Annotated in this window: 13 protein-coding genes and 1 pseudogene; 7 read left to right on the forward strand and 7 right to left on the reverse strand. The window is 35.4% G+C overall.

Annotated elements, in window-relative coordinates:
• Positions 1 to 270, reverse strand: a 270-nt coding sequence (locus tag G396_RS0106065) for a helix-turn-helix domain-containing protein (RefSeq protein ID WP_028125390.1), incomplete at its 3' end; no start/stop codon positions are given.
• 323 nt (positions 271 to 593) lie between these two features.
• Here G396_RS0106065 and rlmD point away from each other — a divergent pair.
• Both rlmD and G396_RS11205 read left to right on the forward strand, forming a co-directional pair.
• Positions 594 to 1967 carry a 23S rRNA (uracil(1939)-C(5))-methyltransferase RlmD gene (gene rlmD, locus G396_RS0106070; protein ID WP_028125391.1) on the forward strand — a complete coding sequence of 458 codons (1374 nt, stop codon included), beginning with the start codon at positions 594 to 596 and terminating at the stop codon, positions 1965 to 1967.
• A gap of 288 nt (positions 1968 to 2255) precedes the next feature.
• Positions 2256 to 2549: pseudogene (locus tag G396_RS11205) on the forward strand (recombinase family protein); the annotation flags it as partial.
• Positions 2550 to 2678: 129 nt separating this feature from the next.
• Here the strand turns inward: G396_RS11205 and G396_RS0106075 are convergent.
• From G396_RS0106075 to G396_RS0106085, 3 genes are all read right to left on the reverse strand, one after another.
• Positions 2679 to 2873: a hypothetical protein gene (locus tag G396_RS0106075; protein WP_028125392.1), complete on the reverse strand. Its 195-nt coding sequence runs from the start codon at positions 2871 to 2873 to the stop codon at positions 2679 to 2681.
• Entirely contained in the window at positions 2870 to 3106 is a 237-nt protein-coding gene (locus G396_RS0106080) for a diacylglycerol kinase family protein (protein ID WP_028125393.1), read from the reverse strand. The genes G396_RS0106075 and G396_RS0106080 overlap by 4 nt, the downstream gene beginning before the upstream one ends.
• A gap of 461 nt (positions 3107 to 3567) precedes the next feature.
• Entirely contained in the window at positions 3568 to 4002 is a 435-nt protein-coding gene (locus G396_RS0106085; protein ID WP_028125394.1) for a MarR family winged helix-turn-helix transcriptional regulator, read from the reverse strand.
• A 141-nt stretch (positions 4003 to 4143) separates the two neighbouring features.
• Here G396_RS0106085 and G396_RS0106090 point away from each other — a divergent pair, with 141 nt between their 5' ends.
• The 3 genes from G396_RS0106090 (at position 4144) to G396_RS11675 (ending at position 6501) form a co-directional block, all read left to right on the forward strand.
• Positions 4144 to 5313 (forward strand): ABC transporter permease, encoded by a 1170-nt coding sequence (locus tag G396_RS0106090; RefSeq protein WP_028125395.1) that lies wholly within the window; start codon positions 4144 to 4146, stop codon positions 5311 to 5313.
• 8 nt (positions 5314 to 5321) lie between these two features.
• Positions 5322 to 5996, forward strand: coding sequence for an ABC transporter ATP-binding protein (locus G396_RS0106095; protein WP_028125396.1), 675 nt, complete (start codon positions 5322 to 5324; stop codon positions 5994 to 5996).
• A 193-nt stretch (positions 5997 to 6189) separates the two neighbouring features.
• Entirely contained in the window at positions 6190 to 6501 is a 312-nt protein-coding gene (locus G396_RS11675; protein ID WP_028125397.1) for a helix-turn-helix domain-containing protein, read from the forward strand.
• An 81-nt stretch (positions 6502 to 6582) separates the two neighbouring features.
• Here G396_RS11675 and G396_RS0106105 read toward each other — a convergent pair whose 3' ends face one another.
• Positions 6583 to 7482 (reverse strand): transporter permease, encoded by a 900-nt coding sequence (locus G396_RS0106105; RefSeq protein WP_028125398.1) that lies wholly within the window; start codon positions 7480 to 7482, stop codon positions 6583 to 6585.
• 379 nt (positions 7483 to 7861) lie between these two features.
• Between G396_RS0106105 and G396_RS0106110 the strand changes: the two genes are divergently transcribed.
• Together G396_RS0106110 and G396_RS0106115 are read left to right on the forward strand one after the other, a co-directional pair.
• Positions 7862 to 9025, forward strand: a complete 1164-nt coding sequence (locus tag G396_RS0106110) for an AlbA family DNA-binding domain-containing protein (RefSeq protein WP_248623909.1) — start codon at positions 7862 to 7864, stop codon at positions 9023 to 9025.
• Between the two features lie 121 nt (positions 9026 to 9146).
• A complete protein-coding gene (locus tag G396_RS0106115; protein ID WP_248623912.1) occupies positions 9147 to 10520 on the forward strand; it encodes a DNA cytosine methyltransferase in 1374 nt (457 codons plus the stop codon).
• Here the strand turns inward: G396_RS0106115 and G396_RS0106120 are convergent.
• Together G396_RS0106120 and G396_RS0106125 are read right to left on the reverse strand one after the other, a co-directional pair.
• Positions 10497 to 11570, reverse strand: coding sequence for a hypothetical protein (locus G396_RS0106120; RefSeq protein WP_028125401.1), 1074 nt, complete (start codon positions 11568 to 11570; stop codon positions 10497 to 10499). The genes G396_RS0106115 and G396_RS0106120 overlap by 24 nt on opposite strands.
• A 16-nt stretch (positions 11571 to 11586) precedes the next feature.
• Positions 11587 to 11787 carry a helix-turn-helix domain-containing protein gene (locus tag G396_RS0106125; protein WP_028125402.1) on the reverse strand — a complete coding sequence of 67 codons (201 nt, stop codon included), beginning with the start codon at positions 11785 to 11787 and terminating at the stop codon, positions 11587 to 11589.
• Between the last annotated feature and the right edge of the window lie 16 nt (positions 11788 to 11803).

Consider the following 11803-nt stretch of genomic DNA (forward strand, 5'->3'; position numbering starts at 1 on the left):
TATCCCAAGTTCATTAGCCAGGGTTTGATAGGATTTTTCGCCGGATTCATAAAGTGTAATAGCTTTCAACTTAAATTCTACACTGTATTTTTTGTTTTGACGAGAGCGTTTTAACCCCTTAATCCCTGACGTTTGATAGGCATTGACCCACCGCCTAATCTGTTGAGTATCCTTCATGTTGTATTTTTTAGCTAACGGTTTGTATCCAATCGTATCCGAAAGATATTCTGCGACGACTTTCATTTTGAATTCTAAGCTATATTTAGCCATACAAAGACCCCCTAAAGTTGGATTTTTTGGTCCAACTTTAGGGGGTCAGTACATGCTGACAAGGTTTTTTGTTATATTTATAAACTATATAAATGAAAAGATTAGTTAAAATCTTGGAAATTAGCTGGCACCAGCCCCGTGGGACCGTCTTTGCTGTAGCTCTTTAAATGAAACGGTTTTGAGCCACAGTAGTTGAGCGAAGACATGAGCTCAAGGTCCTTATATGTATGGTAAATGAAAATAGTTAGTAGCGGCCTTGGTGCTATTTTGTTGAGATTTAGTTATAATAGACTTAATTATGAGTATCAGAAAGGAGTCCAGGCATGCAAGCAATCACCTTTAAGAAAAATCAAGAATTAGAGGGAACTGTCCTCGACTTAAGCTCGCAAGGAGAAGGTGTAGTCAAAGTTGACGGCTTTGCCTTCTTCGTGGCTGGGGCACTCCCACAAGAAATAATTCGCTTTAAAGTCATTAAAGTCGGTAAACGTTTTGGTTATGGTCGTCTTCTAGAAATTATGCAACCAAGTCAGAATCGGGTAGAAATTCGCGATAATTTAGGCAGTCAAATTGGAACTATGACTTTGCAACACCTGTCTTATCCAGGACAATTGGCCTTTAAACAAAAATTAGTCCAAGAAGACTTTGCCCGGATTGGGCATTTTACCGATGTCACTGTGAAAGAAACCTTAGCAGCACCCAGCCCTTGGGGCTACCGGAATAAGGCGCAAGTGCCTTTGCGCCAAGTTAAGGGACAATTGGAAACCGGATTTTTCCGGCGGTTAAGTCATGACCTGGTGCCCATTGAAAATTTTCATATTCAAGATCCATTCATTGATCAAATCATTTTGATAGTGCGGGATATTTTACGGGACTTCAATTTATCCGCCTATGATGAAAAGAGTGGCAGGGGCTTACTGCGTCATTTGGTGGTGAAACGCGGCCACTATTCTGGCCAAGTTATGATTATTCTAGTCGTGAATGGGGATAAGTTGCCTAAGCAAGAACAAGTCGTTGAGAAAATTGTAGCGCAAGTGCCCGGCTTAGTTTCTTTAATCTTGAATATTAATCGGTCAAAAGGTAATGCAATTTTAGGTCGCCAAGAAAAAGTCTTATGGGGCCAAGCCACTTACCATGATCAAATGTTAGGCTTGGATTTTGAAATTTCAGCCCAATCCTTCTATCAAGTCAATACGCCCCAAGCAGAAGAATTGTATCGCTTAGCCTTGGCTGCGGCTGATTTACAAGGTCATGAACGTGTCCTCGATGCTTATTGTGGGATTGGGACGATTTCCTTGGCCTTGGCTCAACAAGCTAAAGAAGTTTATGCCATGGAAATTGTGCCTCAAGCCATTGAAATGGCTAAGCTCAATGCGCAAGTCAATGCTTTGACTAATGTGCATTTTGAAGCCGGCAAGGCAGAAGTCATTCTGCCTAAATGGCAAGAGCAGGGCTTAGACTTTGACGTGGCGGTAGTCGATCCACCACGCAAGGGTTTGGATAGAACTTTTGTCGATACCTTAATTGATTTAAATCCGGGAAAAATTGTCTATGTGTCATGTAACCCAGCAACTTGTGCACGGGACTGTGCCATCTTTGCCGAAGCTGGTTATGAAGTGAAAACGATTAAACCAGTGGATATATTCCCGCAGACGGTGCATGTTGAGTGCGTGGTATTGATTGAAAAAAATGAGCTGTAAATCGTTTAACAGCGGGGTTTTTGAGAAGTTGCGACTTCTTTGGGACCTCGTTTTTGGGTTTTCAGAGTAGAAAATGGGTAGAATTTTGTATAAAGAGGGACTGTGTATGGGGAAACTGGTCGACCAGAAAGCACTGTTTTGATGTCATTCTAAATTTTTCACATCGGATCGATTTTCTCTCTGTGTTAATTAGTCTACTTAAATATCGCAAAGTCAAAGAATATATGTTTATCCTAAAGAAAGGAGTTTCTATGGATACAGGTCGATGTATCTTTTTCATTCCCCCTCATCCTGAACATTATCAGCGTGTGGGTTGGTATTTGCCGAGTCTCCACTGAAAGTGAAGAACAAGCAGGCAGTTTTCAAACACAAGTTAATCACTATACGAAGTATATCCGTAAGAATCCTGATTGAGTATTAGTTGATATATATGCAGATGAAGGGATTTGTGAAACCAATACTAAGAATCGCCGAGAGTTCAACCGAATGATTGAAGAATGTCAGGTAGGTAGTATTGATTTAATTACTACAAAATCAATCTCCCGATTTGCTAGAAATACACTGGATTGCTTGAAGTACATTATTTTGACATAAAAAAAGGACCTCCTCCAAGTTGGTTTTAGGTCCAACTTTTTGGGGTCAGTTCACCGTCACTCTTTTTCTTTTTGTGGGTTACAAAAAAAACCACCAGCTATCCTGGTGGTCATGATTTTATTTATATACTTCGAGTTCACCTTTTAAAATCTTAAGTTCAAGCGGAAAACTAACTCCTTCATCTCCGTCAATTGTTACACCGACTTCTTTTTCAGATAGAAGCTTTATCCTTGCATTTTCAAACTCCTTGTAACCAATATGGTCAGTTTCGTTTTCTAAACCACCTAAGGCTTCAAGGAATCCTAAAATCATATCAAAACACTTTGGTCCTTGGTATAAAAGATTGCAAGCTTACCATCACTTGAGTTAATTTTCTTGAAGAAATCGCCAAAAGCAGACATGGCTCCAGAAACCATTACGTCGAGTAAACTAGTTTGGATTTTAAAACTTTCTCCATCTAAATTAACTTCATACTTTAAAGGCTCAGAATCCTGAAGAGCTTTAAAACCATTAATGACGTAAGCTATTTTCCCCAATTTGGACATGTCTTCTATAGAAGTGTCCTTTACAGCTTTTGGGATAGATCCAGCTGCAAGTATATTAGAAAATACCTATCGTTGACCTTAGTAAATCTAGAATAAGGTTCTTAGTCAAATTAAGATCTTCAATGGCATTTAAAGGATCAAGGTCTATCCCCAAAGACCTAGCCAAATCTTTTACACTACTAAGAGGCAAAAGGCCAAATTTATGCTTGTCCTTCTATTCGGCAAGACCGGCAATAGCCTCACTCACACTTCCATCACTACCCATGACGAAAAAGTCCTCGTGCTTTTCCTTACAAGCCTCGTCAGCAGGATCTGTAATATGGCCTGCGTACTCGGTTTCAATCACATCAACTTAGTCAAAATGTCCATTTAGTTTTTCAAATAGCTGGTCTTTAAAGTCAGGGACCGATTCATTTCCGGATAATTTCTTTATACCCAAAAGGGAAGATTAAATTTTTTATTTAGAACCACCACTTTATTTGAAGATGATTAAAGAGATTATTAGATAATTTAAGAGAGGTGTCAAAAAATTGAGCTAAATTTTCTTGGTCTATATCATCGGTTACAGCATTTTCCCAATTATTAATAACCTGCAAAAGATTAGGGATAAGTGATTTACCATATTCGGTTAAAAAACATTGGTTTTGTCCTATGCGCTCAGAGCTTTCTGATCTATATATTAGATTATTTAATTCAAGTTGTTTTAAAAGTTTGGAAAAGTAACCTTTATCAAGTCCCGAGAAATTTATCAGTTTACTTTGATAGATACCAGGCGATTCGTGAATTACAAGCAAAACAATTAATTCCTGCATATTAAGTTTATAATCACTTAACATTGTTTCAAGAAGTTTTTTACCATATCTAAAAAATATATTGAAAAAAGAAATAAAGTTCATTTTTATCTCCTTAATTTTAAAATTTGAATAAATTTAATTTGATTATAACAGGTAAGGTTGTATTTTACAACGCTATACTATATAATTTATTTTGGCTTGAAAAATGCCAAATAAGTCAAAAAGTATTTAAAAGGAGAAAACATGTTTTTAGCAATAAAAGAAATGAAAAAGGAGAAATCGAGATTTATTCTCATAATTAGTATTTTTATACTTATTTCTTACTTAGTCTATTTTCTAATAGGACTTGCAAATGGTCTTGCAGTCGACAATAGAACAGCAGTTGACAATTGGGATGCAAGTCATGTTATCTTAGCTGATGGTTCAAATAAAAATATTTCATCATCAATGATTGATAAAAATCAGCTTGAAAAAGACTTACAAGATCTGGATTATTACTTGGTAAACTTATCAAGATCTTCTGCATATAAAAATGGGAGCAAAGATGAAATAGATACTATAGATATAAGCCTTATAGGAATTGAAGAGTCTTCAAAATATTTTCCAGAAATTATTGAGGGGAAATTGCCTTCAAAGGAAAAAGATGCGGTTGCTTCATTAAGCTTAAAGCTTGAAGAAGGAATGGAAATAGGGGACGAATTAAAACTTTCAATGAATGGATCCGTTTATAAAATCGTAGGATTTACAGAAGATTATAAGTACAATGTTTCACCAGTAATTTATACAAAATTAGCGGATGCATCAGCTGCTTCCATCATCTATTCAACTGTTGAAAAAGATAGCGAAACTTCTCAAAAAAGTTCAAGCAAATCAGGACAAGATATAGATGCAAAATCTGGCCCAACCCCTGGAACTCCTGAGAGAGTTTCTGCAGGCCTTGTAAAGCTTTCAGAAAGTGATAGATCAAAGATTAAGTCCTTGGATGAAAAATATGAACTTGTTACCAAAGAAGACTTTATAAAAGAAATACCTGGTTACTATGCACAGCTTCTTACTTTCGGCTTGATGATTATCTTCTTGATTGTTATATCGGCCATAGTTTTAGGAGTATTTTTATATATAGTTACAATACAGAAAAAAGATATATTTGGCATTATGAAGATACAAGGTATATCAAATCAATACATCTCCAAATCAGTCGTAATTCAGACTTTCCTAGTTAGTTTCATAGGCCTGGCACTCGGACTTTTACTTACTTATGCTACAGAATATTTTCTACCAGCTAGCGTACCTTTTAGGTCCAATATTAATTACTATTTATTTATTACCATTTTAATGATAATAACTTCTCAGCTGGGTGCTATCTTTTCTGTAAAAAGTGTATCAGGTATTGACCCATTAGAAGTTATCTAGGAGGACCTATGGAAATTATAAAATTTGAAAAAGTATATAAAACCTTTGAGGAAAATGGTGAAAAAATTGAAGCTTTAAAAGAAACTTCATTTACATTAAATTCAGGTGAACTTGTTGCTATAATCGGACCTTCAGGTTCAGGTAAATCAACTCTATTGACAATGATGGGTGGCCTACAAAGACCAAGTGGCGGAATTATAACTTTTGAAGACAAGAATATTTCTTCAATGAGTGAAGAGGAAAGAAATAAACTGAGGTTTGATAAAATAGGCTTTATCTTACAAGCCTCAAATCTTGTTCCTTACCTAACTTTAGATGACCAATTTGCCCTAGTGGACAAATTCGCAGGTAGAGAAAGAAATAGTGAAAAATCAGATGCATTATTAAAAAAGATGTCCATCCTAAATAGAAAAAAACAATACCCTGGAGACCTTTCTGGCGGCGAAAGACAAAGAGGAGCAATTGCTAGAGCCTTATATACAGAACCAAGCCTTCTTTTGGCAGATGAACCAACCGCATCCCTAGATTCAAAAAAGGCAATAGAAGTTATACAACTCCTAAAAGAACTAACCAAAAATTCAAATAGAACAACTGTAATAGTCACACACGATGAGAGACTTCTCGAGTATTGTGACAGAGTATTTAAAGTAGTATATGGAGTCGTTGAAGAAATAGGAAAATAGTAAACTCATATCCCCCCTGTATAAAAAAATATGGGGCTATTGAAAAATAGCCTCCTATCAAAAATACGGCTAACTGAAGTGAACCCCAAAAGTTGGAGTTTATATTAAGCAGCTAATTGAGTGGTATGTACTCGGTATTCAAACTGGCAATGACGAAAGCGAGGGCGAAGGTGTCGGAGGATTTCCACAATGAGTGATTGATTTAGATTATTCTCTATCATTTGTTGAAGATAGCGGAAACTTCCCAAATTTGCTGATTGGTTTGTTTGGACATAGTTGGGGTGCTTATTGTGATTACAGAACCGATTTGTTCAATACCCTAGTTAAATTTTTTAATAACAATTTATCATACAAAAAGACAAGCGATATTCTTTATATTCATGTCAATACACTAAGGGCCAGAATAAAAACAATAGAAAAAATATTAGACTTAGATATTATGAGTGTCGATGCAATTGTCAACATACGTATTATGTTAATTTTAAAACTACATAATTTCTTTTAAATAATTAAATCCACCTTATCCAAAATCAAAACCCGCCCTAGTCGCTTACTGCGAATAAGGCGGGTTTAATGGACTTTTCGTTTAGAACAAGAGTTGGATTAGAGGGATACCCACTAAGACGATAATGAGAATCTCTCCTAGGACAAAAAGACTGGTGTATCGATAGACATCCATAGCCGTCACAACGTCCTTCTGGGCAAAAATTGCTGCCGCATAGGGTGACGCACTCGGAGTGACTGCCGCAAAGCCAATCGTGGCATAGGTCATCAAGATCACAATCGGAATCACATTCGCCCCCGAAACCACGGAATAGGTATAGATAATCGGTTGCAAGATCAAGTTAATCACCACGGAATTAAGCACGTTGGAGATGAGTACCCCAGCAACAATGATCGCTAAGGCAAAGCTTAGATAGGACATTTCGGTGAATAAAGGCGTCAGATTTTGCTTCAAAAACTCCGTAAAACCAACCTGTGGTGAGGTTAAGGCTTCACCCAGCATTAAGCTAGAAGCAATAATGAAAAAGGTCGGCCAAGAAAAATTATTCTGCAAGATGGACTGAACCTCGATCACCGGTCCTTCCTTGAGCTGAACCATGGCTAAAACCGCCACAATGGTCATAGCAATTCCAGAAATGTTCTGCTTCAAGAGCTGCGACAAGCTCCAATTAGGTAAGAGAATCGGCGTGAACATGGCTAGGATAAAGATAAGTACAGCGAGCGAAGTCACTTTTTGAGGAGTGTTCATAGGCGGTAGATCTTCTTGATTGATTTTATCAATGGTCAAGTGATACATTTTCGATACATCTGGCTTAATGAGATACTTCATTACTAAGACCATCATCAAGATAATAAGCACACTCACAGTCACAGTAATGGTCATATAAGCCCCACCAGAAATAAGATCCCCTGAGATTTGCGTGTAGTTGGCATTGAGTGCCAGGATCGTCCCATTAAAATAGGAAGTCGGAAAACCAATCAAGGCCACCATCACATGTTGAGTGCGTAGTATTGATTGAAAAGAAAGGCTGATAAGATAGGGGTTCTAGAGGATTTAAAGTATAAAGGAAGCTCCTGATAGGGGCTTTTTTCTGTTGGATGAAGGAATTAAATGAAATTCTTAGAGTGCGCTTGGGGGAACATGTCGACTGAATAAGGTGGGAAAAAATAGAAATTCCATTTATACAATTCAATAAATTGAAAAACCTTTATATAGAATGAAGATTTGGGGAGTTATATCAGGAATTTTGTTTGTTGAGCAATAGACATCGGTGATTGATAGGATGGTAATAAATTGTTAGGTAGTTCATAAAAAGGTGCAATAGGAATATTAGATTCACGTTCAAGAATAAAGTAAAAAAATGAAAGTTGGAAAAATGTTTATGAACGAATTATTGAGATTAATCAGCTTAAAACAAGAAGGTGGATATTGGGATTTTAAGAAAGAATGGTATTCTAAAGACTCTAAGAACAAGCTTTTACATGATATTATCTGTATGGCTAATAATTTAACAGATAAAGATGGTTGGATAATAATTGGGATTGATGAAGAGAACAATTACTGCATAAATGATATTGAAGGAGATTCTAATAGGAAACAAACTCAAAATATTGTAGATTTTCTAAAGGACATTAAATTTGCAGGTGATATTAGACCAACAGTCAAAGTAGAAAGTGTTAAGTTTCCCAATGGAACGATTGATATTATAATCGTAAAAAATGATGTTAATACACCTTACTATTTGAAAGAAAGATATCAAGATGTGGTGGCAAATAATATCTATACCCGTATACAGGATACAAACACACCAAGAAATTCGTCCGCAGATATTGATAAAGTTGAATGGCTATGGAAAAAGAGATTTGGTTTATTGATGACCCCTCTAGAAAAGATGAAGCTTTATATCACTCATCCTGAGGATTGGTATAACGGACCTAAGGGGGAAATGAAAAAATTTCATAAATTCTTTCCTGAATTTACTATTGAATATAGTTATCCCGAAGATGAAAGAGATGGATATACTTTTTATTTATTTACTCAAGATGATAGCAGGCCTCATTGGAAGGATATTCGATTATATTATCATCAAACACTGCTGATGGAAATTGGAGGTGTTTCATTAGATGGAGGAAGATATTTTACACCTTGTCCTGAATCTGATGGGCTGGAAATTGAAGGAAACGGTAAATGGGATGTTCATTTTAAATATATGGAAAAGGATTCTTTTTTATATAAATTAAATATATTTTTCTATAAGCATGAGTGGTCTCACGATGCAGAAATTTCCAGGTATAATTTATTTGATGTTGTTTTGTTGTTTGAAAACACAAAGGAAAGAGAGCATTTTAAAGATTTTGCTGTTAAAAAGTGGGTTGATAGAAATAATTATAAAAGTAGAATTCATGTTCCTTATATACCTAAAATTGAGGGATATATTACAGAAACATTTGAGAAAGAGTACGAAAATTCACTTATTTTGAAAGAAATTTTAAAAGAGTACAGGCATGGCAAAAATGTATTTTAATTATCTATTTTTGAGAGGGCGAAAAATTAGAAACCAGAGCCTTTAGAGTTGACTTTTCGCTCTGACGAAGTATAATTAAATAGAGTTCGCCAGAACGAAAGGAGTGTTAGTTTTGGAGTATGTGACAGTAAAAGAAAAAGCAAATGAATGGAAAGTTTCCGAAAGGCAGGTTCAATACTACTGTAGACAAATGCAAATTGAAGGTGTATTGAAGCAAAGTGGTGTGTGGTTAGTACCTAAAGATGCAAAAAAGCCATCTGGGACTCAAAATAAAACTTTAAGAATGTTATCATTGTTTTCTGGATGTGGTGGAATGGATCTTGGTTTCGAAGGACATTTTGACATATTCAAAGAGCAATATAATTCTTATATTAACTCTAATTGGGACATAGAAAAAGTGGATAAAGATTATATACGCCTACCTAAAACTAGATTCTCCACTGTTTTTGCAAACGACATTCTCCAATCAACTCAAATTGCTTGGTCTGAATTTTTTGCAAATAAAGAGTCTGTATACTGTTTAGATAGCATAGTTGATTTAGTAAAGTTACACAAAAAAAACAATATCAATATTTTTCCTGAAAATATTGATATTGTAATTGGAGGTTTTCCTTGCCAAGATTTCTCAGTAGCAGGTAAAAGATTAGGGTTTAAGTCGGAAAACTCTCATACCGGAGGAAAACTAAACATTGAGAATCCTACCGAAGAAAATAGAGGGCAGCTATATATTTGGATGAGAGAAGTGATTTCAATTGTCCAACCTAAAGTATTTGTTGCTGAAAATGTTAAAGGATTGACTAATTTAGGGGATGTAAAGCAAATTATCGAGGCAGATTTCGCTAGTATTTCCGATGGTGGATACTATGTGTTTCCAGCCAGAGTTTTAATGGCTGCTGACTATGGGGTGTCTCAAAGTAGAGAAAGAGTAATATTTATCGGTATTAGGAAAAAATGCTTGAAAGCTGGAGTTTTAGACAAACTTTTAAATATAGAAGCTCATCCAGAATTAGATCCGTATCCCAAAAGAACTCACTCAAAGTTTAATGAGCCGGGATTATTACCGTATGTGACTGTTCGTGAAGTATTACGAGGTTTAGAAGAGCCAGATGTCTCAGAAGATATAGATCAGCAACGTTATTCAAAAGCCAAATTTATGGGCAAGCATTGTCAAGGTCAAAATGAAGTGGAACTAGAAGGTATTGCTCCTACTATAAGATCTGAACATCATGGAAACATCGAGTTCAGAAGGTTGTCTGCAGCCAATGGAGGCAAATATCTAAGTGAATTGAGTGAAGGTAAAAAAGAAAGACGCTTAACAATAAGAGAATGTGCACGCATTCAATCGTTTCCAGATAATTATCAATTTGTACGGCCTGGAAAACATGGAGTATCTGCAACGAATGCATATAAAATGATTGGCAATGCAGTTCCTCCACTATTGGCATTCCATATTGCTAAACGTCTTGAAGAATTATGGCCAATTTACTTCGGGTAAAATGTGATTTATACAATTGATGTATTTTTCCTTATAATCATTATTTGCAAAGCCTTCTGAAACAATTTTTTTCCAAAAGTATATTCTATCTTTAAACGTGTCATTTTGAGGATTATAAGCGGGCCAATACTGTTGTAATTCTTTAATTGATACGTTTTTTAGTTCATGCATAAAAAGTTTTGATAGGTCTTTGAGAGTAGCAAATATTCTAGGTAAATTTTTAAAAGTTTTATCATTGAAGTTAAGATTTACCCTGCCCCCTGCTGTGAATTTGTCTCTAAGACTTGAGTCCACAACGCTGTAATTTGCAACAAGCCATTTTGATAAATTTTTGTATTTATCTGAGCTTTTTGAATAAATTATTTCTGGAAATAAAATAAGCGATTTGGCTAATATTTCGTTTTTTTCATATGTTTTTAATTCATTCCAGTTCTTAATTACTGCAGGAGTACTCTCTGCTATCCACCATGCTGTTAAACCTTGATTCTTAAAGTAATCAGTAACTAGACCAATTGGATTCTCAGAGTTTTTCATATCATCATATGATATTCCGCTTCTTGAAAAAAAGGAATCTTCCGGATTTTGATTCAAATCTAATTTGTATCTCGGACTATGAGTTACAGCTACATCAGAAACAGCATCTTCATATCGGGCACTATTAATAAAGCACCCGTTGTCTCCAACTTTAATAAAAATTATATGTAAATCTAGAACATTTACTCTTGTGGTTCCTAAAATACTATTACCTAGTATTGACCAGGAAGTGTTTGATGCATTGGCTTGAGTAGAGCTCTTTACCTCAATTCCAAATAAATTATTACCTCCAAAATTATAAACTATGTCAGGAAATGCGTGTCCTCCTTCAGTGTAATCTATGTGACAACTAATTTCCATCTCTTTTAAAACGATTTCTGATGCATCGACCACTAGTTTTTCAAACTCAGTGGGAGAAGTTTTTCTAGAAAATCTAGGATCTGTTTTTGTTTGATACATAAATTCGAGACGCTTCTTTATAGCTTCTACGATCTGTGAAAATTTCTGGCTATTCATTTTTTTCGTCCTTTACTTATTTATATGTTTCAAATAAATCTTCGACCTTGCAATTTAAAACGCAAGCTATTTTCATAAGCACTTCAAAGCTTACGATTTCATTTTTTCCGAGTTTAGCTAAGGAATTTGTACTAATACCAGATAGTTTTCTTAGATCAGTTTTAGATAAGTCCTTGTCTATTAGTATTTTCCATAATTTGTTGTAACTGATAGTCATTCTTGATTTTTCTGTC

This window comes from Eremococcus coleocola DSM 15696, assembly GCF_000428865.1.
GTDB lineage: Bacteria > Bacillota > Bacilli > Lactobacillales > Aerococcaceae > Eremococcus > Eremococcus coleocola.

What these genes read in the sequence shown, in the direction of transcription:
- G396_RS0106110 (WP_248623909.1), top strand. Translation starts at nt 7,862, where the DNA reads ATGAAAGTTGGAAAAATGTTTATGAACGAATTATTGAGATTAATCAGC.
- G396_RS0106095 (WP_028125396.1), top strand. Translation starts at nt 5,322, where the DNA reads ATGGAAATTATAAAATTTGAAAAAGTATATAAAACCTTTGAGGAAAAT.
- G396_RS0106075 (WP_028125392.1), bottom strand. Translation starts at nt 2,873, where the DNA reads ATGATTTTAGGATTCCTTGAAGCCTTAGGTGGTTTAGAAAACGAAACT.
- G396_RS0106080 (WP_028125393.1), bottom strand. Translation starts at nt 3,106, where the DNA reads ATGTCCAAATTGGGGAAAATAGCTTACGTCATTAATGGTTTTAAAGCT.
- G396_RS0106090 (WP_028125395.1), top strand. Translation starts at nt 4,144, where the DNA reads ATGTTTTTAGCAATAAAAGAAATGAAAAAGGAGAAATCGAGATTTATT.
- G396_RS0106085 (WP_028125394.1), bottom strand. Translation starts at nt 4,002, where the DNA reads ATGAACTTTATTTCTTTTTTCAATATATTTTTTAGATATGGTAAAAAA.
- G396_RS0106120 (WP_028125401.1), bottom strand. Translation starts at nt 11,570, where the DNA reads ATGAATAGCCAGAAATTTTCACAGATCGTAGAAGCTATAAAGAAGCGT.
- rlmD (WP_028125391.1), top strand. Translation starts at nt 594, where the DNA reads ATGCAAGCAATCACCTTTAAGAAAAATCAAGAATTAGAGGGAACTGTC.
- G396_RS0106125 (WP_028125402.1), bottom strand. Translation starts at nt 11,787, where the DNA reads ATGACTATCAGTTACAACAAATTATGGAAAATACTAATAGACAAGGAC.